The sequence below is a fragment of the Halostella litorea genome (assembly GCF_004785955.1).
Lineage (GTDB): Archaea > Halobacteriota > Halobacteria > Halobacteriales > Natronoarchaeaceae > Halostella > Halostella litorea.
The window spans coordinates 741,572-761,778 of sequence record NZ_ML214300.1; the positions used below are offsets into that span (position 1 = coordinate 741,572).

Here is a 20,207-nt window from a genome sequence, read left to right on the forward strand (position 1 = left end):
GCGGCGCGTACCCGGACGCATGGACGACGACACCGTCACGCCGCGGGAACTGGCCGAACGCCTGCGCGCCGGGGAGCGACTCTCCGTCGTGGACCTGCGCGACCGCGACGAGTTCGAGACCTGGCACGTCGACGGGCCGGCGGTCGCGGCGACGCAGGTGCCCGAGAGCCGCTTCGTACAGGCCGAGGTGACCGGCGGCGCGGCCGACCTCGTCGACGGCGTCCCCGAACCCGTCGTCGCCGTCTGCGGCCGCGGCGAGGCGAGCGACTACGCGGCCGGCCTGCTCCGCGAGGCGGGGGTCGACGCGGTCAACCTCGCCGGCGGGATGGAGGCGTGGGCGCGCGTCCTGCTCGCGGCACCGGTCCCGACGGACGGCCCGGCGACGGTCGTCCAGTACCAGCGCCCCTCCAGCGGCTGTCTGGGCTACCTCGTCCACGACGGCGACCGGGCGGCGGTCGTCGACCCGCTCCGGGCCCTGGCCGACCGCTACGTCGCCGACGCGGCGGAACGGGGCGTCGAGATCACGTACGCCGTCGACACCCACGTCCACGCGGACCACGTCAGCGGCGTGCGCGCGGTGGCCGACGAAACCGGCGCTGAGCCCGTCCTCCCCGAGGGCGCGACCGACCGCGGGCTGGCGTTCGACGCGACGCTGGTCGGCGACGGCGACGAGGTGCCGGTCGGCGACGCGACGCTCGCGGCGGTCCACGCGCCGGGCCACACCTCGGAGATGACCGCGTTCCGCGTCGACGACGCCGTCCTGGCGGGCGACAGCCTCTTCCTCGACGCCGTCGCCCGCCCCGACCTGGAGGCGACCGCTGACCCCGAGGCGGCGGCCGCGACGCTGTACGAAACCCTCCACGAGCGCCTCCTCGCGCTGCCGGACGACGCCCTCGTCGCGCCGGGCCACTACGAACTCGACGCGCGGCCCCGGACCGGCGACGCGTACGCGGCGACCGTCGGCGACCTTCGGGAGTCGCTCCCGGCGCTGGCGATGGACGAGGCGGCGTTCGTCGACCACGTCACCGGGAACCTGCCCGCGCCCCCGGCGAACCACGAGCGGATCGTCGCGGTCAACCTCGGGCAGGAGGAGGCCGAGGACGACGTCGCCTTCGAACTCGAACTCGGGCCGAACAACTGTGCGGCGGGGTAGTCCCGGGGCGTGTGACCGCCACCCACTGGACCACAAAGCAGTTGTCGGGGCGCGGAGTCGGAACGCCCCATGACCGACGAGACCGTCGTCAAGCGGACCGACGAGCCAGTCACGCCCGGGCGGATCCTCGCCGACCTGCGCGACCTCGGCGTCGCGGCCGGCGACACCGTGATCGCCCACTCGTCGCTCTCCGCGCTGGGCTGGGTCCCCGGCGGCGCGCCCGGAGTCGTCGACGCGCTGCTCGCCGCGGTCGGCGACGAGGGGACGCTCGTGATGCCGACACACAGCTTCCAGTGTTCGGACCCCGCGAACTGGTCGAACCCGCCCGTCCCCGAGGCGTGGCACGGGACGATCCGCGAGGAGTCGCCCCCCTACCGTCCCGACGTCACCCCGACGCGCGGGGTGGGCGCAGTCCCCGAGTGCTTCCGGGACTACCCCGACACCGTTCGGAGCCGCCACCCGACCCTCTCCTTCGCCGCGAACGGGCCGGGCGCGGCCGCGATCGTCGACGACCACGCGTACGAATACCCGCTCGGGGAGGGGTCGCCGCTGGCCCGGGTGTACGAGCGCGACGGGCGGGTGCTCCTGCTCGGCACGGGTCACGACGCGAACACCTCGCTCCACCTTGCCGAGCACCGGTCGGACCACGACAAGGTGGAGACGACCGGCGGCGGCCCGGTGCTGGTCGACGGGCAGCGCCGCTGGGTCGAGTACGACGACGTCGAGACCCACACCGACGACTTCCCCGCGGTCGGCGAGGCGTTCGCGGCGGCGGGCGGCGGAACGACGGGTCCCGTCGGGGAGGGGACGGCGACGCTGTGCTCGCAGCGGGCGCTGGTCGACTTCGCGGCCGACTGGTTCGCGGAGAACCGCTAATCGTCGGCGGCGGCGTCGCCGGCCGCGGCGTCCGTCTCGATGCTCGGCGGGTACTGCCCGCGGTCCAGTTTCAGGTCCGACTGCGGGCGGGCCATGCAGGTCAGGGCGTAGGACTCGGCCTCCTCGTCGGTGAGGCCGCGGGCGGCCGGCTGGGTGACCTCGCCGTCCTCGATCTTCGCGGAGCAGGCCAGGCACATCCCGACGCGGCAGGAGTACTCCTGAGCGATGCCCTCCTCGATGCAGCGGCTCAGGATCGTCTCCGTGTCCGAGACCGTGATCTCCTCGCCGGTCCCGACGAACTCCACCGTGTACTCGGTCATGGCACCGGCTACGAAAGACCGCCAAAAAACTCTTTATGCACACCTGTCCCCGGGAGGGCGACGGATCCGGGGGCGGAACCGGGGGACACACGGGGTACATAAAGAGTTTTGCCGGTCGACCGTTCAGGAAGTGGCATGACAAGCAGCGAGGCCGGTTCGGGCGCCGCACCGACCGGCGGGACGCGGACGTACGACGTGGTCGTCGTCGGCGCGGGGACGGCCGGCTGTTACGCCGCCGCGACGGTCGCGAACGCGGGGTACGACGCCGTCGTCGTCGAGCGCAAGGACGCCGAGGAGGCCGGACACATCGCCTGCGGCGACGCGCTGAAGGGGGCCGACGCGTTCCCCGAGGCGATCCCCAAATCCAAGCTCGAACCCGCGATGACGAACACGGACGTCGACCACGGGCGCTTCGAGATCCCCCAGGAGGACACCGTCCTGGAGATCCCGGTCCCCGGCGAACTGGCGGTCATCGACCGCTGGGAGTACGGCCGCCGGATCATCGAAGGGGCCGACGAGGCCGGGGCCGAGTTCCACTACGACACCGTCGTCCAGGACGTCCGGCAGGACGACGAGGGCCGCGTCACCGGCGTCACCGCGGTTCGGAAGGGCGAGCCGGTCACCTACGAGGGCGACGTCGTCATCGACGGCGCGGGGTCGCTGTCGATCCTCCAGGACAAGGCCGACCTTGCGGACGCCTCCTTCGACACGAACGTGAACTACTCGCAGTTCTGCTCGGCGTACCGCGAGATCGTCCACGTCGACGAGCCCGTCGAGTGGGACGACGCGCTAGTGTTCAAGCCCACCGAGCGCGCCGCGGGCTACCTCTGGTACTTCCCGCGCACGGACACGGAGATAAACGTCGGGCTCGGCTTCCAGATGACCGAGGAACCGATGCAACTCGTCGACGACCTGAAACGCGACCTGCGCAACCGCGAGGAGTTTGAGGGTGCGGAGGTCGAGGACAAACTCGGCGCGGCGCTGCCGACCCGCCGCCCCTACGACTCCGCCGTCGCGCCCGGCTTCATGGCCGTCGGCGACGCGGCGGGCCACGTCAACCCCACCACCGGCGGCGGCATCGCGGGCGCGGCCTACGCCGGCAAGTACGCCGCCGAGGCGGCGATCGGCGCCATCGAGGACGGCGACGTGAGCGAGGCGAACCTCTGGGAGTACAACGAGCGCGTGATGGACCATTTCGGCGCGCGGTACGCCGGCCTCGACGTGTACAACATCCTCTCGACGGCCGTCGACGTCGACGACCTCATGGGGCTGCTCGCCTCGCTCCCCGGCGACAAGCTCGCCGAGGCGCTGTACTCGGGCAGCGCCTCGATCGGCTGGAAGCTCAAGCTCCAGACCGCGATCAAGAGCGTCGGCTACTACGACGTCATCTGGACGCTGTACAAGACCAAACAGCGCGCCGACGAGCTCATCGACCACTACGAGCGGTACCCCTCCGGCCCCGACGCGTTCGCCGACTGGCAGGCCCGCCGGGACGACCTGATGGAGGACGTGTACGAAGCGACCGGTGCGGAGCCGAAGTACTGAGGTTTTTATCCGAACCCGCGGCCACCCCCGCCGTGCGCTGACCATCCGCCGCGGGGTCGGCTGCGCGGCCGTGCGACCCGCCGCCCCGCGGTCCGCCGAGGGTCGCCTGCTCGCAACCCGCCGAGCGGCCGCTCAGGGCCGCTCGTCCGCGACGGCCAGCACCGACTCCGACAGCACGTCGACCCCGATCCCCAGCGTCGCCTCGTCCACGTCGAACGTCGGCGTGTGGTGGCCGCCCGGGTGGTCCGTGCCGACCGCGACGTACGTCGCGAGGCCGCCCGCCTCCTGGACGCGCTTCATCAGGTAGGTCGCGTCCTCGCTCCCGCCCAGGTCGTCGCGCCGGAGCGTCCGTTCGACGTCGGCGTGGCCGTTCGACGTGTCCTCGACGAGGTCGACGAGGTCGGCGTCGCTCACCGCGCTCGGCGCGTCACCGACGGTGTCGACGGTGGCCTCGCAGTCGTGCATCTCGGCGGCGCTCCGGATCACGCGCCGGGCGTGGTCGGCGACGTACTCCTTCAGCGCCGTCGTCTCCCCGCGCACCTCGACGGCCATCTCGGCGTGCTCCGGGACGATGTTCGCCGCCGTCCCGCCCTCGATCCGCCCGGCGTTGACCCGGGTCGCGCCGTCCTCGTGGCGCGGGATGGCGTAGAGGTTCTGTACCGCCGCGGCCAGCGCCTGGTTCGCGTTCCGGCCCTCGTTGGGCTTCGCCCCGGCGTGGGCCGACTCCCCGGTGAACGTCACGTCGAAGTGCTCGACCGCGAGGAAGCCGTCGATGCCGGCGACGACTTCGCCGGTCGGGTGGTCGAGGCCGACGTGGACGGCAAAGAGGTAGTCGACGTCGTCCACGTGGCCGCTCTCGGCCATCGCCTTGCCGCCGCCGATCACCTCCTCGGCCGGCTGGAACAGCACCTTGAAGGTCCCCGAGAAGTCGCTCTCGGCGACCCGTTCGAGCACGCCGACGCCGATGGCGGCGTGGGCGTCGTGGCCGCAGGCGTGCATCGACCCGTCGTGCTCCGAGCGGAACCCCGCGGCTGCGGGCGCGTGGTCGTCGTCGGTCGACTCCTCGATCGGGAGTCCGTCGATGTCCACGCGGAGCGCGACCGTCGGCCCTTCGCCGCGATGGAGTTCCGCGACGACCCCCGTGTTGCCGCCCGCCAGGTCGTCCAGCAGTTCCTCGTCGACGCCGGCGTCGCGTGCGCGCTCCGCGGCGGCGGCTATCGCGTCGTCATCGGGGACGGCCATCCGCTCGTCGGTCGCCAGCGCGTCCGGCCCGACGTGGAGGGCGTCGACGCCGACGGACTCGACCGCCTCGACGACCCGTGCGGTCGTGTAGAACTCCCGCCACGCCCGCTCCGGCCGGCGGTGCAGGTCGCGTCTGAGGTCGGCGATGCGGTCCTCGGAAGCCTGTCGTGACATACGTCGCTCCAGGGCCGCCGGCGACTTAATCCGTTACCACGCGCGGTCACCCCCGCGTGGGACCCGGCGGGCACCAACGTTGAAACGTGTCGGCATTGGCCACAGGAACATGGCAGGGGGAGAGGATACGTCCGAGGACGGCGACGTGGAGCGGGAACTCCGGGAGGGGACGTCCCCCCGGGACGAGCCGGAGATCGAGTTCCGCGGCGGGCGGGCGATGAGCGCGTTCCCCATCGCCTTCTTCATCGCGTGGGCGGTCGTCCAGAGCGGCCTGCTCCGGATCGGCGACACGACCGGGCTGGCCGCGGGGATGCTGATCGGCCTCACGGTCGGGATGCTGTTCGTCCGCGGCTCGTGGAAGGGGTACGCCAACACCATCTTCGAGGGGATGACCCGCCGGGTCGCGGCAACGGCGATCGTCGCCTGGCTGTGGGCCGGCATGTTCGCCGAGACGATCCAGGTCGGCGGCTTCGTCAGCGGGCTTGTCTGGGCGGCCGACGCCGCGGGCGTCGGCGCGACGCTGTTCCCGGCGATCACGTTCGTCCTCGCCGGCCTGCTCGCGACGGGGATCGGGACGGGCTACGGGACGACCGTCGCCTTCTCCAGCCTGTTTTTCCCCGCCGGCGTCCTGCTCGGCGCGAACCCGGTGTTGTTGTTCGGCGCGATCCTCTCCGGGGCGGTGTTCGGGGACAACCTCGCACCGGTCAGCGACACGACGATCGTCTCGGCGGTCACGCAGGACGCCGACATCGGCGGCGTCGTCGCCTCGCGGTTCAAGTACGCGATCGTCGCCGCGGTGTTCGCGTTCGCCGCCTACGTCGTCGCCGGCAGCGTGATGGAGGGGGTCTCGGTGAGCGGCGACGCCCGCGCGATCCTGATCGCCGAGAGCGACCCGGCCGGACTGGTGCATCTCGTCTCGATGGGCGTCGTCATCGCGACGGCCGTCGCCGGCCGCCACATCGTCGAGGCGATCTCGTGGGGGCTCATCGTCGCGGCGGCGTTCAACCTCCTGTTCGGCCTCGCCTCGGTGTCGGACATGATCGTCCTCCGCGCGCCGGCGGACGCGCCGATCGGCGACGCGGTCGAGTTCCTCCCGTTCGTCGAGGTGGTCGGGGAGAACCCGGCCGTCGCGGGGAGCATCTACGACGGGGCCGCGGGCTTCTTCCCGCTCATCGTCCTCACGTTGCTGATCGTCGCCGGGGCGCAGATCATGATCCGCGGCGGCGGGTTCGCGGCGCTGCAGGACTGGCTGCTGGACAACGTCGCCACCTCGGTCCGGCGGGCCGAGACGACGATGGTCGGCGGGACGGCGCTGGTCAACGCGATGATCACGATAAACACCGCCGCCGAGATCGCCATCGCGCCGTACATCGCGCGGATCGGCGAGCGGTTCAACATCAACGGCTACCGGCGGGCAAACATCCTCGACGCCAACACGTCGGCGCTCGGCTACATCTTCCCGTGGTCGGGCGGGGTGCTCGTCGGCTACGCCCAACTGACGGACCTGCCGGAGACGTACTCGTGGTTCAGCCGTTCGATGGTCGTCAACCCGGCGGACGTGTTCCTCTACGTGTTCCACGGCTGGTTCCTCGTCGCGGTGTTCCTGATCGCCGCGGTGACGGGCTTCGGCAGGGAGTACGTCCACGACCGGGAGAGCGGGGAGGTGGCCCGGCTGTGATCCGGAAGTACCTGCGGGGCTGGCGGTTCCGCACGGCGACGCCGTCGTTCGACGCGGGCGAGGAGGTGACGGTGATCCTGACCGGCGTCCGCGGCGACGACGTGGTCGCACGCGTCGGCGACTCGACGCTCGCGGTCGATGGGGCGTCGCCTGCGGACGTCGACAGGAAAGCGAGAGTGAGAGTAAAGCGGTTCGACGACGGCGACCACGAGGGCCGCGCCGAACTCCTCGAAGTGGTCGGCGAAACGGCGTTCTAGTCGCGCCCGCTGCCCAGGGGGTTGACCTGTTCGACCTCCGCCTCGACGTGGATGGAGGCGGGGAACTCCCGCTCGGTCACGCGCCGCGCGAGTTCGTCGTGGCCGTGGATCTCCAGTTCGCGGGCGTACACGACGTACTCCCAGTTGCCGAACCGGCCGCCGCCGTCGACGCGCTTGTGCTGTGGCACCCGGAGCTGGGTCGGCGGCTCGGAGTGCGGTCCCTTCAGTTCGGCGCCCTTTCGCTCGGCCGTCGAGCGGATGTCCTCCACGACCCCGTCGAGGGCCGCCCGGTCCCCGCTCTGGAGGCGGAGTTTCGTGACGAACGTCATCGTACTCGTAGCTTGGGGCGCTCCGCGCGTAAAAGCGTACCGCGACGGGGGCGCTGTCGGCGCTCCGGTATCCTCTTAACCGATCGTCGTTTACGTAAGGGTAATGACGGTCGAAGCGACGAGCGCCGGCGCGATCCTCTTTCGGGATACGCGCGGACGGCGCGAGTACCTGCTCCTGAAGAGCCGCCCCGGGGACTGGGAGTTCCCCAAAGGCGGCGTGGAGGGAGACGAGGAGCTACAGCAGACGGCGATACGGGAAGTACAGGAGGAGGCCGGGATCGAGGACTTCAGGCTGCTCGACGGGTTCCGCAAGGACTACGACTACGTGTTCGAGGCCAACGGGAAGACCATCCACAAGACGGTCCACCTGTTCATCGCGCGGTCCTACGAGGCGAGCGCGGAGCTGTCCCACGAGCACCGCGACCTGCAGTGGCGCGACTACGAGCAGGCGGTGAACACGGTGACGCAGGACGGCCCGCGCGAGATACTGGAGGACGCCCACGAGTTCCTCGACGAGAAGTTGGAGGAAGGCGACGCGGAGTAGGCCCGCCGGGACGACCCGCAGCCCGCAGCGAGACGATGGGTCCGCCGCCCTCAGTGACGACGCCCCCGCGTCCGGAACCCGAACGCCTTAGCCCGACGAGCGCGCACGGTCGCCCGTGATCCCCGGCGGCGACGCCGAGTTCGTCTTCGAGTTGCGCGTCTGCTGGTGGGCCGAGCGGCGCTGGCCGCCCGGCGGCGGGCGGGACGCGGTCCCGCTCGTCGCCCGCCAGCTCGGCACGGAGCGGCGGCGCTGGGACACGATAGTGGTCGAGGCCGACCCCGACGCGCTGGCGCGCCGCGCCCGCTTCGGGCCGGAGCGGCTCGACTCGGACCTGCTCCACGTCGTCCGCAACGCACCCGAGGGGTGGTCGTGGTACCGCGACGCCCTCCCCGACCCGGGCTACCCGTGGCGGTACGTCCGCGAGGCGGTCCACCGCGCGGCCGACCGCGGGATAGTCGAGACGCGGCGGGAGGGTAACCGGATCGAGTTGCGGCGGAAGTGGGCCTACCCGGACTGGGTGGAGCGGATCGTCGCCGTCGAGAACAAGCCCGACCTCGACGCGAGCGCCGCCCGGCGGCTCCGCCCGCAACTGGAGCGCGACGTCGCGCTCGCGCTGGCCGACGAGGTGTGGGTCGCCACCCGCGAGACGGGCGCGTCGGTCGAACCGGTGTTGCTGGAGGACCTGCCCGTGGAGGCGGGCGTGCTCACCGTCGCCCCCGACGCCGGCGAGGCGTCGGTCGCCTGGCACCCGCGGTCGCTGGCCGTCGACGACCCCGGCACCCGCATCCTCGAACGGCCGGACGGCTCGGCGTACGACCGGTCGGCGGCGCGGTTCGAGTACGCCGACCCCGAGTGGAAGGCCGAAAAGCGGCTGGCCATCGCCGAGCGCGCCTACGAGCGGGGATGGCGCTCGTTCGTCGACACGATGCGGCCGGACTGCCGGCACTTCCAGTTGCGGTCGGAGGGCGACCAGTTCCTCCCGTGGTGTGCCGCGAAGGGCCGGTGTCAGACCGCCGCCGAGTGCGCCGGCTCCTGTGGCTCGTTCGAGCCGGAGCCGCCGGCGTGGCGCTCGCGCGGGTGGCCGATCGAGGGCGGTCCCGGCAAGCGGATCGAACGGCTGCTCGCCGACCGGCGGGCGCGGCGGCGGCCGTAGAACTACGCCGAAACCTCGACGTCGACCGCGTCGCGCTCGACTGCCAGCCGGAACGTCGGCACCGTGCGGTACTCCACCTCGACGACGTCCTTCCGGCGGAGGCTCTGGAGCGCGGACCGCACGTCGTCGGTGTCGGGGTCGACGTCGAACTCCGCCCTGAGCTTGTGCAGCACCGACACCACGCTCTCGGAGCGCTCGTCCGGGCCGGCGACGACCCGGAACACCTGCGCCTGAAGCTCCGGCACGCGGATCACGCTCGGCAGTCCGTCCTCGCCCTCGACGCCCGGCTCCACGTCGACCAGTTCGGCCGCCTCCGCTGTCGCGCGGATCAGGCTGTTGTCGTCCCGGTAGTAGTACTCCTCCAGCTCCGATTCGAGGTACGAGTGGACGTCGCTCCCCCCCTCGACCCCCCACCGCTCCTGCAGTTCGGCGTTCTTCGTGGGCTGTAGCTCCACGACGTCGGCGAGCCGCTCGCGGGCCTCCTCCGAGAGAGTCATCTACCCGCGGCTACGGGAACGCGGTATTTCCCTTTTCCGTCAGCGAGTCGCCGGCCGCGGCCGGGCCGATAGGTGTCGGTCGGTATTTAGAAGTCGCTGGACATCGTCACTGTATCACATGGGCCGCCAGGTCACGCTGAACCAGATCGACTCCGTCCTCGACGACCTCTCGTACCCGGTGATGCGCACCGACGCAGCCGCCGAGTTCGACGACGTCACGCTGCGGCTCGACGACGGCGAGGAGAACCTCGGGCGGCTCGTCTCGGAGACCCGGAGCGACGCCTTCGACTCCATGGCCGAGATCGAGTCGGAGCTCCGGAACGTCCTCTCGGGCGGCCCGCCCGAGGAGGTCAACGCGCCGGTCGACGACAGGTAACCGCGCCGTTTAAACCGCGCCGTGCGCAATCTCAGGGCAGTAATGGAGTTTTGCGACGATTGCGGCTCTATGATGAAAGCCGAGGACGGCCTGTGGGTCTGTTCGAGCTGCGGCAACGAGCAGATCAAGGACCCGGACGCCGACTACGTCATCACCGACGACCAGGAGGTCAGCGAGGTCATCGAGTCCAGCACCGAGGACAGCGGCCTGCCGACGACGGAGACCCACTGCCCGGAGTGTGGCAACGACCGCGCCCACTGGTACATGCAACAGATCCGCGCGGCCGACGAGTCCGAGACCCGGTTTTTCATCTGCACCGAGTGCGAGCACAAGTGGCGCGAGGACGACCACTGACCCGTCACGGTCGCGAGTGTAACACGCGTTCGCGGGCGTCCCGTTCCGCCGCACCGTAGCGAGAGCGCCGCGTCCGCGGCTAGGGCCGGCCGTTCTCGTCCCCGTCGTCGCGCCGCCCCCACGGGTCGTCGTCGGCCCCGTGCCGTTCCTCGGAACCGCCGTCGTCCCGGCGCGCCCGCCGCTGGGCCGTCGAGCGGTCCACACGCTCCGTGTCGTCGGCCTCGGCCGAGACGAGCGCGTACAGGACCAGCGGGGCGACGACGGCGAAGACGACGGCGAGCGCGAACAGCGTAGGGCCGGCGGGCATCAGCCGAAGAACACGTCGACGACGTCGCTCGCGCCCGAGCGGTCGGCGCGGTACAGCTCCGAGTAGCCGCATTTCGCACACGAGACGACCTCGAACTTCCGGTTCTGGATGTCGAACATCTTGCTCAGGCCGCCGCCGGTGGTGGAGATGGTGTCGACGTCCGCTTCGCCGTGGCCGCACTTCGGACAGCCGTCTTCGGAGGGCATGGTGGGGCGGTCTCGGCCTGCCGTCATCTGTTTTGTGGTGGCCCGCACTCGCTCACCCGAGTCGCTCCCGCGCCGCCCGCGCCGCCGACAGCAGCGCCTCGCGGTCGGGCGCGCGGAGGAGGTGGGAGTCACAGTCGCAGTCGGACGCGCCGAACGCCGGCACGGGGTCGCCCGGCAGCGCCGACGCCAGGTCGCACTCGACGTCCATCTCGGGGAACTTCACGACCGCCGCGAGCGACGCGGCGGGGTGGCCGAGCAGGTAGTCGACGTGCCAGTGGCGGGCGTCGCGCTCGCCGGCGGCGAGTTCGCGGTGGCGCTCGACCCGCGAGAAGCCGCCGGGGCCGAACGCGCTCCCGACGTAGGCGTAGGTGCCCCGGTCGAACGCCCGCTCCCCGAGCGCCCCGACCTCGATCGTCGCCGGCTCGTCGACCGCGACCGCGAGGACATACGTTCCCGGCACGGCCGGGAGTTGCCGCGGCCGGCAGGTGAAGCCGGCGATCCGCCACCGTTTTGCCGCCGCTGCCCCGAGTCGGCGGCATGGACCACCTGTTCGTCGTCGGCGGCACGCGCTTCATCGGCCGCCACGTCGTCGCGGAGTTCCTCGACCACGGGTACGAGGTCACCGTCTTCAACCGCGGGACCCACGAGAACCCGTTCGCCGAGACGGACGACGTGACCCACATCGAGGGCGACCGGACGGACGACGGCGACCTGGCGGCGGCCGCCCGCGAGGCCGACCCCGACGCCGTCGTCGACTGCGTGGCGTACGAGCCCCGCGAGGTGCGCACCGCGACGCGGATCTTCGACGACGTCGACGCCTACGTGTTCGTCTCCAGCGGCTCGGCGTACGCCCGCGAGGACCTGCCCAAACGCGAGGGCGAGACCCCGCTGTGTGACTGCACCGACGAGCAGGCGACCGACGACTCCCAGGCCTCCTACGGCCCACGGAAGGCCGAGGGCGACCGCGCCGTCTTCGCCGCCGCCGAGCGCGGCGTGAACGCGATGAGCGTCCGCCCCTGCGTCGTGTACGGCCCCCACGACTACACCGAGCGGCTGGACTACTGGATCGACCGCGTCGACAGCTTCGACCGCGTCGTCGTGCCCGGCGACGGCACGAACGTCTGGCACCGGGCGTACGTCGAGGACGTGGCCAGCGCGATCCGCCTCGTGGCGGAGGACGGGGACCCGGGCGAGGCGTACAACGTCGGCGACCGCCGGATGGTGACGCTCGACGGGATGGTCGACCTGATCGCCGACGCGCTCGACGGGACGGAGCGGGGCTCCGGCGACGTCGAGGTCGTCCACGCCGGCGAGCGCGAACTCGCCGCGGCGGACCTGACGCTCGATGACTTTCCGCTCTACCGCGACCCCCCGCATATGCTCGCCACGGACAAGCTCGCGGCCCTCGGCTGGGAGTCGACGCCGCTCGCCGAGGCGATGGAGCGAAGCGTCGCCGACCACCTCGACGGCGACCGGGACGGCCGCGAGGTCGGTCCCGACCGCGGGGCCGAGGAGCGCGTGCTCGGCGTGCTGGACACGCTGTAACCGTCGCTCGGCCCGCGAGCGCGCCGGAGACGCCGCGACGAAACTCCCTTTACCCCCCGACGTGACGGGGCAAGCATGTTCGACAAGACGACGTGGATCCGCCTGCCCCGCAACGTGGTGGTGGGCCACGGCGTGCTCGACCGGACGGTCGAGGCCGTCGAGGAACTCCACCTGCAGGGGCAGCCGCTCATCGTCGCCAGCCCGACGCCCTGGGAGATAGCCGGCGAGCGGATCGCCGAGGAGTTCGCCGCCGCCGGGATGGAGCCGGAGACGGTGCTAATCGAGGACGCGAGCTTCGACGCGATCCAGCACGTCATCGACCGCGCCCGCGAGGTCGACCCCGGCTTCCTCGTCGGCGTCGGCGGCGGGAAGCCCATCGACATCGCCAAGATGGCGAGCGACGACGTGGGCCGCGGGTTCGTCTCCGTCCCGACGGCGGCGAGCCACGACGGCATCGTCAGCGGCCGCGGCTCGGTGCCGGAGGGCGACACGCGCCACAGCGTCGCCGCCGAGCCGCCGCTTGCCGTCGTCGCGGACACGGAGATACTCGCGGACGCCCCCTGGGATCTGACCACCGCCGGCTGTGCCGACATCATCAGCAACTACACCGCCGTGATGGACTGGCGGCTCGCCAACCGGCTGAAAAACGTCGAGTACTCCGAGTACGCCGCCTCGCTGGCGGAGATGACCGCAGAGATGCTCGTCGACAACGCCGACACGGTCCGGCCCGGGCTGGAGGAGTCCGCGTGGGTCGTCGTGAAGGCGCTGGTCTCCTCGGGCGTCGCCATGTCGATCGCCGGCTCGTCGCGCCCCGCCAGCGGCGCGGAGCACCTCTTCTCCCACCAGCTGGACCGCATCGCGCCCAACGAGGCGCTCCACGGCCACCAGGTCGGCGTCGGCTCGATCATGACCGCCTACCTCCACGGCGGGGACCGGGGCATCTGGCGGGACATCCGCGCCGCGCTCGCGAGCATCGACGCGCCGACGACGGCCGACGAACTGGGGATCGACGACGCGACCGTGATAGAGGCGCTGACGACCGCCCACTCGATCCGGGACCGCTACACGATCCTCGGCGACGGCGTCACCGAGCGGGCGGCCCGCGAGGCGGCCGCGAAGACGGGCGTGATCTGAGACCGCCCTCAGCCCAGTTCCGCGCGCTGGAACCGCCAGGTTCCGATCGCCAGCGGGACGACGATCCACGCCACGAGGATGAGCACCATGAACCAGCCCTGGATGTAGAACGGCGGGTCGGCCACCACCGCGCCGGCCTGCGCGTTGAACCGGTCGGGCATGATGAGCTTCAGGATGCCGTTGAGGTACGCGCCGGTCGGGCTGATGCTGTAGACGAGTTCGGTGACGCTGTCGGAGACCTCCACGCCGAACTCGTCGGAGAGGAAGGCGATCATCTGGACCGGGCCGACCGGCAGGAAGTTCCAGACGAGGTTGAAGACGAAGAAGAAGCCGATCGCGCCGCTCATGGCCCGGGACCGGCTGGCCGTCGCCGCCGAGATGGCGACAGCGACGGCGACGTACGCCAGCGCGTACAGCACGGTCACGGCGGCGAACAGCGCGTACTCGCCGTACTCGAAGGTCATGTCCGGGACCAGCACGGCCGCCACGGGCACGCCGACGGCGAAGGAGACGAGGATGCCCGCCGTCACGACCGCGGACCGCGAGAGCACCTTGCCAAGCACCACGTCCGACCGGGTGTTCGGCAGGCCCAGCAGGAACTTGATGCTCCCCGACTCGCGCTCGCCGGCGATGGAGAGGTAGGCCGCGACCAGCGCGAGCAGCGGCACGAGCAGGGCCCCGCCGATCCCGACGAGCCCCCAGAGGATCTGGTAGAAGTCGGGGTTGGGGCTCTGGGACTGCCCCCAGAAGAAAAGCAGCATGAACGCCGTGTACACGAGCGCCGGCGCCCAGACGAGTTTCGCGCGGCGCACGTCCTTGAAGTCCTTCCGGAGGACGTCGGCGACGCTCATGCCGTCACCTCCGCGGCGGGGGCCTCCCGCTCGGGCGTCTCGCCGGAGGTGTAGGCGTTGAACAGTTCCTCCAGCGACGTGTCCTCCGAGAGGATGTCGACGACCTCCGCCTGCTCGGCGAGCGTCGTCACCACGTCGACCTTCACGGTCGCGTCCTCGCAGACGACCGAGACGACGCCGTCGTCGATATCGGCCCGGACGACGCCCGGGACGCCGGAGAGGTCGGCGGCCTCGGGCACCCCGCCGAGTTCCACGTCGATCCGGGCCTGCGAGTCGGAGCCGTCCCGCAGGTTCTCGATGGAGTCGACCGTCGCCAGCCGCCCCTCGTTCATGATGGCGACGCGGTCACACACCGCCTCGACCTCCGGGAGGATGTGGCTGGAGAAAAACACCGTCGTCCCGTCGGCGGCCTCCTCGCGGATCAGCTCCCGCATCTCCTGGATGCCGTTGGGGTCGAGGCCGGAGGAGGGCTCGTCGAGGATGAGCAGGTCGGGGTCGCCGACAAGCGCCATGCCGAATGAGAGCCGCTGGGTCATCCCCTTCGAGTAGCCGCCGGCGGCCCGCCGGGCGTCCTCCGGCGAGAGGCCGACCGTCTCGAGTATCTCGTCGGGGTCGTCGTCCGTCCCCTTGGTTTGGATCGTCCACTCGACGTGCTCGCGGCCGGTGAGGCGGTCGTAGACGGCCGCCCCCTCCGGGAGCACGCCCACCTTGTGCCGGATCGCCTCGGACTCGGCCTGCGCGTCGTGGCCGAGCACCGTCGCCGAGCCGTCGGAGGGCCGGATGAAGTCCAGTAACATGTTGATCGTCGTCGATTTCCCCGCGCCGTTCGGCCCGAGGAAGCCGAAGATCTCGCCCTCCTCGACGGTGAGGTCGAGCCCGTCGACGGCGAGGACGTCCTCGCCGAAGCGCTTCGTCAGGCCGTTCGTTTCGATGGCGGTCATCTCGGTTCGGACCTCTCCCCCAAGGGTATTAGAAGTGGCTCAGCTGTTGCGGGCGCGGCAACGCGGGGAAACGTTGAAGAGGGCGGTCCGCGGTCCCGCGGCCGCCCCGCCGACGGCGTCAGACGTGCTCGTCGAGGAACTCGGCGATCGCGGAGTACGCCTCGATCCGGTTGCCCAGTTTGGTGAACCCGTGGCCCTCGTCCTCGAAGATCAGCTTGCGGACGGGGACGCCCCCCTCGCGGGCCTCCTCGACGATCTGTTCGGCCTCCCCGACGGGGACCCGCGGGTCGTTCTCGCCGTGGAGCACGAACAGCGGGGCGGCGATCCGGTCGGCCCGGTGGATCGGGCTGATCGACTCCAGCAGGTCGCGGTCCTCGTCCAGGCTCCCGTACTCGGCCTCGCGGAGCGAGCGCCGCCACTCGCCGGTGTTCTCCAGGAACGTGACGAAGTTGGCGATGCCGACGATGTCGACGCCCGCGGCCCAGCGTTCGGGGTACTCCGTGAGGCAAGCGAGCACCATGAACCCGCCGTAGGAGCCGCCCATGACGGCGATCCGGTCGGGGTCGACCGCGGGGTGGTCGGCGAGCCAGTCGGCGCAGGCCTTCGCGTCCGCCACCGAGTCCATCCGCTTTTCCACGTCGTCCAGCGCGGCGTAGTCCCGGCCGTAGCCGGAGGAGCCGCGGACGTTCGGCTCGAACACCCCGAAGCCCCGGTCGACGAGGTACTGCTTGACGCCGTAGAACGACGGCCGGCGCTGGCTGGCGGGGCCGCCGTGGATGTCGACGACGACGGGGATGTCGCCCGAGGCCCCCGCGCCGTCCGCCTCGGCCCCGTCGGGGAGCGTGAGGAAGCCGGGGACCTCCAGCCCGCCGTGGGACTCCGCCCCACGATCCGACGGGCGACGCCCGTCGACGCCGAAGCTCTCGACGTGGACGAGTTCGGACTCGCGGAACCGCTCGCGCGGGATGCCGGCCGTCGGGGCGTCCGTCCAGCGCTCGGCGTCGCCGCTCTCGACGTCGACGACGAAGACGTTGGGGTTGACCGTATCGCCGTTGACCGTGATCGAGAACCGCTCGGCGTCCGGGCCGAAGCTCACGCCGCCGCAGACGCCGCCGGGCAGGTCCGGCTCGGGGAACGTCTCTATCTCGGCCGGGCCGGCGAGTTCGCCGACGGTGAGGTCGGTGTAGCCGTCGACGTTCCGGGAGTAGGCGAGCCGCCCCGTCTCGTCGTCGAGAGCGACGCCGCCGACGTTCCACTCGCCGCCGTCCTCGACGACCGCGAGGTCGCCGCCGTCGAGCGGGAGCCGCGCGAGGTACGTCGTGTCGCTCCCCGCGTCGCTGACGAGGTAGAGCGCGTCGCCCTCGGGCCCCCACTCGGGGCTGCCGTAGCGGACGTCGTCGGTGTCGGCCGTCAGGTGCTCCAGTTCGCCCGAATCGAGGTGGAGCACGTGCAGGTCGTGGTCGAAACTGGAGTGGGCCTCGTGGACGATCAGCCGGTCGTCGTCGGGCGACCAGCCCGCCAGCGAGAGCCAGCCGTCGCCCTCGTGGACGAGCGTCGCCCCGTCGCCGGTCTCGTCGCGCCCCTGTACGTACACGTCGAAGACGGACTCGTCGCGGCGGTTCGAGGCGAACGCGAACCGCTCGCCGTCGTGGCTCCAGCCGCCCCAGCGGTGCTTGGCGTCGGGCGTCGCCGTCAGCGGCGTCACCGTCCCGTCGTCGGCGTCGAGCCGGAACAGCTGCGTCCGCTCGTTGCCGCCCTCGTCCATCCCGAAGGCGAGTTCGGCGCGCTCGGGCGACCACGAGGCGAACGTGACGCGCTCGTCGGAGAACGTCCGCTGTTCGGGCCACGCGCCCGGCGCGTCGAGCGTCCACACCTGCGGGACGCCGGTCGTGTCCAGCAGGAACGCGAGGCGCTCGCCGTCGGGGCCGAACGACGCGCCGTAGGCCTTCCGGACGTTGAGGTACCGCTCGATGTCGTAGCTCACGGGGCGGCAGTGGGCCGCCGGCGGCAAAGGGATTCGGGTGGACCGGTCCCGTCGCCTCCCGTCCGTTCGGCCGGCACAGCGCGACGGTGGCCGGGTAAGTGAGCGGTGCCCAACAGTTTCCGACAGTTTCGGCGGTCCCCCGACGCAGTCCGGCGTTTCGACAGGTTCCGGCGGCGTTTCGTCGTGCCAGTAATCCAACCGTACGTGGACGGTGTCGGGAGTGTGTGGGTTTGTCTCTCAAGGCCGGTTGAAAGTAACGTCGGAGCAGTCCGGTAGGGTTGTTTATAACAAAGGACCGCTCCGGCGTGCGGTGCCGTATGAGCACATCGACCGATCGCGGCGTCGCAGTCGCCCTCGTGGCGATCGTTGCGTTGAGCGTCGTCGCAATCACCGGCGGACCCATACAGGGGTTCGCCGCCGCCAGCGCGAGTCCGGGGGAAGAGACCGCCCTCAGTCAGGAGACACGGACCGGAACGCTCTCCGGGAACGTCAGCCTCACCGCGGCCGACGTCACGGTTCGGGGCGAGGACCCGGGTGACAGGCTCGGGTCGGCGGTTTCGAGCGCCGGCGACGTGAACGGCGACGGGGACGCGGACGTGATAGTGGGCGCACAGTTCGCGAACGCGTCCGGGAACCGAAGCGGGGCGGCGTATCTCTTCTACGGGCCGGTCGAGGACGGGGAGTACGACCCCGCGGACGCGAACCTGACGCTCCGGGCCGAGGCCGGGAACGACTGGGCGGGGTACAGCGTCGCCGCGGGCGACGTCAACGGCGACGGGCGGAGCGACCTCGTCGTCGGCGCGCCGCTCCACGACGCCGGCGACGCCAACACGGGGGCCGTGTACGTCGTCTACGGCGCCGCGGACCTGAACGGGTCGCTGAACCTCTCGGACGCCGACGTGAAGCTGACCGGCGAGGCGGCGGGCGACCAGTTCGGCCTGTCCGTGGCCGCCGTCGGGTCCGGCGACGGGTCGGACGCCGTGGTCGCCGGCGCGCCGCGCAACGACGCCGCCGGGTCGGACGCCGGCGCGGCGTACGTCTTCGACGTCGACGGCGACGTGATGCTCGACGGGAGCGACGCCGACGCGGTCCTCCGCGGCGAGTCGGCGGGCGACCGCGCCGGTCACGCCGTCGCGAACGGCGGCGACCTGGACGGCGACGGGTCCGACGACGTCGTCGTCGGCGCGCCGCTCGCCAACAGCACCGCGACCAACGCGGGGGCGGTCTACGTCGTGACGGACCACGACGAGCAAACGCTCGCGAACGCCACGACGCTGACCGGCGAGGGCGAGGGCGACCTGGCCGGCTGGTCGGTCGCCGGCGCCGGCGACGTGAACAGCGACGGAACCGACGACGTCGTCGTCGGCGCGCCGTACAACGCCACCGCCGGCCTCGACGCCGGGTCGGCCTACGTCGTCCACGGGAGCGAGTCGCTCCCGGACGAGATCGACCTCGGGAACGCGGACCGCCGCCTGCGTGGGGCCTCGCCGGGCGACCGCGCCGGCTGGTCGGTGTCCTCGGCCGGGTCGGGCGACGTGAGCTGTGACCAGTACGCCGACGTGCTCGTCGGCGCGCCGCTCGCCGACGCGAACGGCAACGACAGCGGGACCGCGTACCTCGTCTACGGGGGCGACGACGCGTCCGCCGAGCAGGGCCTCGCGGACGCCGACGCGAAACTCCACGGCGAGGGCGCGGGCGACCGCGCCGGCGTCGCCGTGGCCGACGTGAACGACACCAGCGGCGACGGCAACAAGGACGTCGCGGTCGGCGCGCCGCGCAACGACACCGACGGCGAGAACAACGGCGCGGCCTACGTCGTGAACGGCGACTGCCCGGTCGAGCAGGAACCCGAGACGACGACTGAACCGACCGACACGGACACGAAAGAGGCGACGACCACCGCGGAGGACACCACCGAACGCGAAACGACCAGGGATCGGACCACCACCGAACGGGACACCACCAAGCAGTCCACCGAAGAGACGACGCAAGCGCCGGGCGAGACGACCACGGAAGCCCCGGCGGATACGACGACCGAACGGAAGACTACCGCGGAGCCGACCACTACGCGCGAGACGACGGAAACGCCGGGCGAGACGACCACGACGCCTGAAACCACTACTGACACGAGGACTGACACTACCACCGATACGACAACTAAGACGACTACCGACACTACCACCGATACGACTACCGACAGCACCACCGATACGACTACCGACAGCACCACCGACACCACCACTGACACGACGACTGATACGACCACCGACACCACCACCGAACCGGACCAACCGGAGGGTGTCCCCATCGTCGATCTGGAGTGCCAGTTCGACGTCAACGGTGAATCGCAGGGGTTCGTCACGGTGTCGAACCTGAACGACGTCGAGGTCCAGGTCCGGCTGGTCGACGGAAGCGGGTCGACCGTCGACACCCTGACGCTTGCGCCCAACGAGATCGGTGGAACCTTCGGCGGACTGGATGACGGCGACTACGCGATCGAGACCGTCGTCGACGGGCAGGTGGTCGACAAGCAGTCGTTCACCATCGACTGCGACGACGAGCAGACGAAGACGACGACCGACACGACGACTGACACCACCACCGACACGACGACTGACACCACCACCGACACGACGACTGACACCACCACCGACACGACGACTGACACCACCACCGACACGACGACTGACACCACCACCGACACGACGACTGACACCACCACCGACACGACGACTGACACC

The 20,207-nt window shown here is 71.2% G+C and carries 22 protein-coding genes; 12 read left to right on the forward strand and 10 right to left on the reverse strand.

Going from position 1 to position 20,207, the window contains the following annotated elements:
* Positions 1-19: 19 nt before the first annotated feature.
* On the forward strand, positions 20-1,153 hold the full coding sequence (locus tag EYW40_RS03870; RefSeq protein WP_135820290.1) for an MBL fold metallo-hydrolase: 1,134 nt from the start codon (positions 20-22) through the stop codon (positions 1,151-1,153).
* Between the two features lie 69 nt (positions 1,154-1,222).
* Entirely contained in the window at positions 1,223-2,029 is an 807-nt protein-coding gene (locus EYW40_RS03875; protein WP_135820291.1) for an AAC(3) family N-acetyltransferase, read from the forward strand.
* On the opposite strand, the gene EYW40_RS03880 is transcribed toward EYW40_RS03875, so the two are convergent.
* Positions 2,026-2,349, reverse strand: a complete 324-nt coding sequence (locus EYW40_RS03880) for a 2Fe-2S iron-sulfur cluster-binding protein (protein WP_135820292.1) — start codon at positions 2,347-2,349, stop codon at positions 2,026-2,028. The two genes, EYW40_RS03875 and EYW40_RS03880, sit on opposite strands and share 4 nt — an antisense overlap.
* 135 nt (positions 2,350-2,484) lie before the next feature.
* Between EYW40_RS03880 and EYW40_RS03885 the strand changes: the two genes are divergently transcribed.
* Positions 2,485-3,894 (forward strand): geranylgeranyl reductase family protein, encoded by a 1,410-nt coding sequence (locus tag EYW40_RS03885; protein ID WP_135820293.1) that lies wholly within the window; start codon positions 2,485-2,487, stop codon positions 3,892-3,894.
* 132 nt (positions 3,895-4,026) lie between these two features.
* Here EYW40_RS03885 and EYW40_RS03890 read toward each other — a convergent pair whose 3' ends face one another.
* Entirely contained in the window at positions 4,027-5,310 is a 1,284-nt protein-coding gene (locus tag EYW40_RS03890; protein WP_135820294.1) for an amidohydrolase, read from the reverse strand.
* Positions 5,311-5,419: 109 nt separating this feature from the next.
* On the opposite strand from EYW40_RS03890, the gene EYW40_RS03895 reads away from it, so the two are divergent.
* Both EYW40_RS03895 and EYW40_RS03900 read left to right on the forward strand, forming a co-directional pair.
* Entirely contained in the window at positions 5,420-6,988 is a 1,569-nt protein-coding gene (locus EYW40_RS03895) for a Na+/H+ antiporter NhaC family protein (RefSeq protein WP_135820295.1), read from the forward strand.
* Positions 6,985-7,245 carry a DUF7513 family protein gene (locus EYW40_RS03900; protein WP_135820296.1) on the forward strand — a complete coding sequence of 87 codons (261 nt, stop codon included), beginning with the start codon at positions 6,985-6,987 and terminating at the stop codon, positions 7,243-7,245. Before EYW40_RS03895 ends, EYW40_RS03900 begins: the two co-directional genes overlap by 4 nt.
* Here the strand turns inward: EYW40_RS03900 and EYW40_RS03905 are convergent.
* Entirely contained in the window at positions 7,242-7,574 is a 333-nt protein-coding gene (locus tag EYW40_RS03905; protein ID WP_135820297.1) for an uS10/mL48 family ribosomal protein, read from the reverse strand. The two genes, EYW40_RS03900 and EYW40_RS03905, sit on opposite strands and share 4 nt — an antisense overlap.
* Before the next feature lie 103 nt (positions 7,575-7,677).
* Between EYW40_RS03905 and EYW40_RS03910 the strand changes: the two genes are divergently transcribed.
* Together EYW40_RS03910 and EYW40_RS03915 are read left to right on the forward strand one after the other, a co-directional pair.
* Positions 7,678-8,118 carry a bis(5'-nucleosyl)-tetraphosphatase gene (locus EYW40_RS03910; protein WP_135820298.1) on the forward strand — a complete coding sequence of 147 codons (441 nt, stop codon included), beginning with the start codon at positions 7,678-7,680 and terminating at the stop codon, positions 8,116-8,118.
* Between the two features lie 118 nt (positions 8,119-8,236).
* Positions 8,237-9,271, forward strand: a complete 1,035-nt coding sequence (locus EYW40_RS03915; RefSeq protein WP_135820627.1) for a DUF5787 family protein — start codon at positions 8,237-8,239, stop codon at positions 9,269-9,271.
* Positions 9,272-9,273: 2 nt separating this feature from the next.
* Here the strand turns inward: EYW40_RS03915 and EYW40_RS03920 are convergent, their stop codons facing one another.
* Positions 9,274-9,768 carry a DUF5797 family protein gene (locus tag EYW40_RS03920; protein ID WP_135820299.1) on the reverse strand — a complete coding sequence of 165 codons (495 nt, stop codon included), beginning with the start codon at positions 9,766-9,768 and terminating at the stop codon, positions 9,274-9,276.
* Between the two features lie 118 nt (positions 9,769-9,886).
* Here EYW40_RS03920 and EYW40_RS03925 point away from each other — a divergent pair, with 118 nt between their 5' ends.
* Together EYW40_RS03925 and EYW40_RS03930 are read left to right on the forward strand one after the other, a co-directional pair.
* On the forward strand, positions 9,887-10,144 hold the full coding sequence (locus EYW40_RS03925) for a DUF5789 family protein (RefSeq protein ID WP_135820300.1): 258 nt from the start codon (positions 9,887-9,889) through the stop codon (positions 10,142-10,144).
* Between the two features lie 42 nt (positions 10,145-10,186).
* Complete coding sequence (locus tag EYW40_RS03930) at positions 10,187-10,498, forward strand: transcription factor S (RefSeq protein ID WP_135820301.1); 312 nt, start codon at positions 10,187-10,189, stop codon at positions 10,496-10,498.
* A 79-nt stretch (positions 10,499-10,577) separates the two neighbouring features.
* Here the strand turns inward: EYW40_RS03930 and EYW40_RS19825 are convergent, their stop codons facing one another.
* From EYW40_RS19825 to EYW40_RS03945, 3 genes are read right to left on the reverse strand one after another with little or no spacing between them, the layout of a single operon-like run.
* Positions 10,578-10,805 carry a DUF8143 family protein gene (locus EYW40_RS19825; protein WP_135820302.1) on the reverse strand — a complete coding sequence of 76 codons (228 nt, stop codon included), beginning with the start codon at positions 10,803-10,805 and terminating at the stop codon, positions 10,578-10,580.
* Entirely contained in the window at positions 10,805-11,011 is a 207-nt protein-coding gene (locus EYW40_RS03940; protein ID WP_135820303.1) for a zinc ribbon domain-containing protein, read from the reverse strand. Before EYW40_RS03940 ends, EYW40_RS19825 begins: the two co-directional genes overlap by 1 nt.
* 52 nt (positions 11,012-11,063) lie before the next feature.
* Positions 11,064-11,471, reverse strand: a complete 408-nt coding sequence (locus EYW40_RS03945; RefSeq protein ID WP_135820304.1) for a GIY-YIG nuclease family protein — start codon at positions 11,469-11,471, stop codon at positions 11,064-11,066.
* Between the two features lie 77 nt (positions 11,472-11,548).
* Here EYW40_RS03945 and EYW40_RS03950 point away from each other — a divergent pair, with 77 nt between their 5' ends.
* Positions 11,549-12,556, forward strand: a complete 1,008-nt coding sequence (locus EYW40_RS03950; protein WP_135820305.1) for an NAD-dependent epimerase/dehydratase family protein — start codon at positions 11,549-11,551, stop codon at positions 12,554-12,556.
* Between the two features lie 75 nt (positions 12,557-12,631).
* Positions 12,632-13,690, forward strand: a complete 1,059-nt coding sequence (locus EYW40_RS03955; protein ID WP_135820306.1) for an NAD(P)-dependent glycerol-1-phosphate dehydrogenase — start codon at positions 12,632-12,634, stop codon at positions 13,688-13,690.
* Between the two features lie 8 nt (positions 13,691-13,698).
* On the opposite strand, the gene EYW40_RS03960 is transcribed toward EYW40_RS03955, so the two are convergent.
* The 3 genes from EYW40_RS03960 to EYW40_RS03970 all read right to left on the reverse strand — a co-directional run bounded on the left by EYW40_RS03960 (position 13,699) and on the right by EYW40_RS03970 (position 17,466).
* Positions 13,699-14,541, reverse strand: coding sequence for an ABC transporter permease subunit (locus tag EYW40_RS03960; protein WP_135820307.1), 843 nt, complete (start codon positions 14,539-14,541; stop codon positions 13,699-13,701).
* Positions 14,538-15,482, reverse strand: coding sequence for an ABC transporter ATP-binding protein (locus EYW40_RS03965; protein WP_135820308.1), 945 nt, complete (start codon positions 15,480-15,482; stop codon positions 14,538-14,540). Before EYW40_RS03965 ends, EYW40_RS03960 begins: the two co-directional genes overlap by 4 nt.
* A 118-nt stretch (positions 15,483-15,600) precedes the next feature.
* Positions 15,601-17,466: a S9 family peptidase gene (locus tag EYW40_RS03970; RefSeq protein WP_135820309.1), complete on the reverse strand. Its 1,866-nt coding sequence runs from the start codon at positions 17,464-17,466 to the stop codon at positions 15,601-15,603.
* A gap of 317 nt (positions 17,467-17,783) precedes the next feature.
* Between EYW40_RS03970 and EYW40_RS19505 the strand changes: the two genes are divergently transcribed.
* A partial coding sequence (locus EYW40_RS19505) for an integrin alpha (RefSeq protein ID WP_202614423.1) occupies positions 17,784-20,207 on the forward strand: 2,424 nt, incomplete at its 3' end.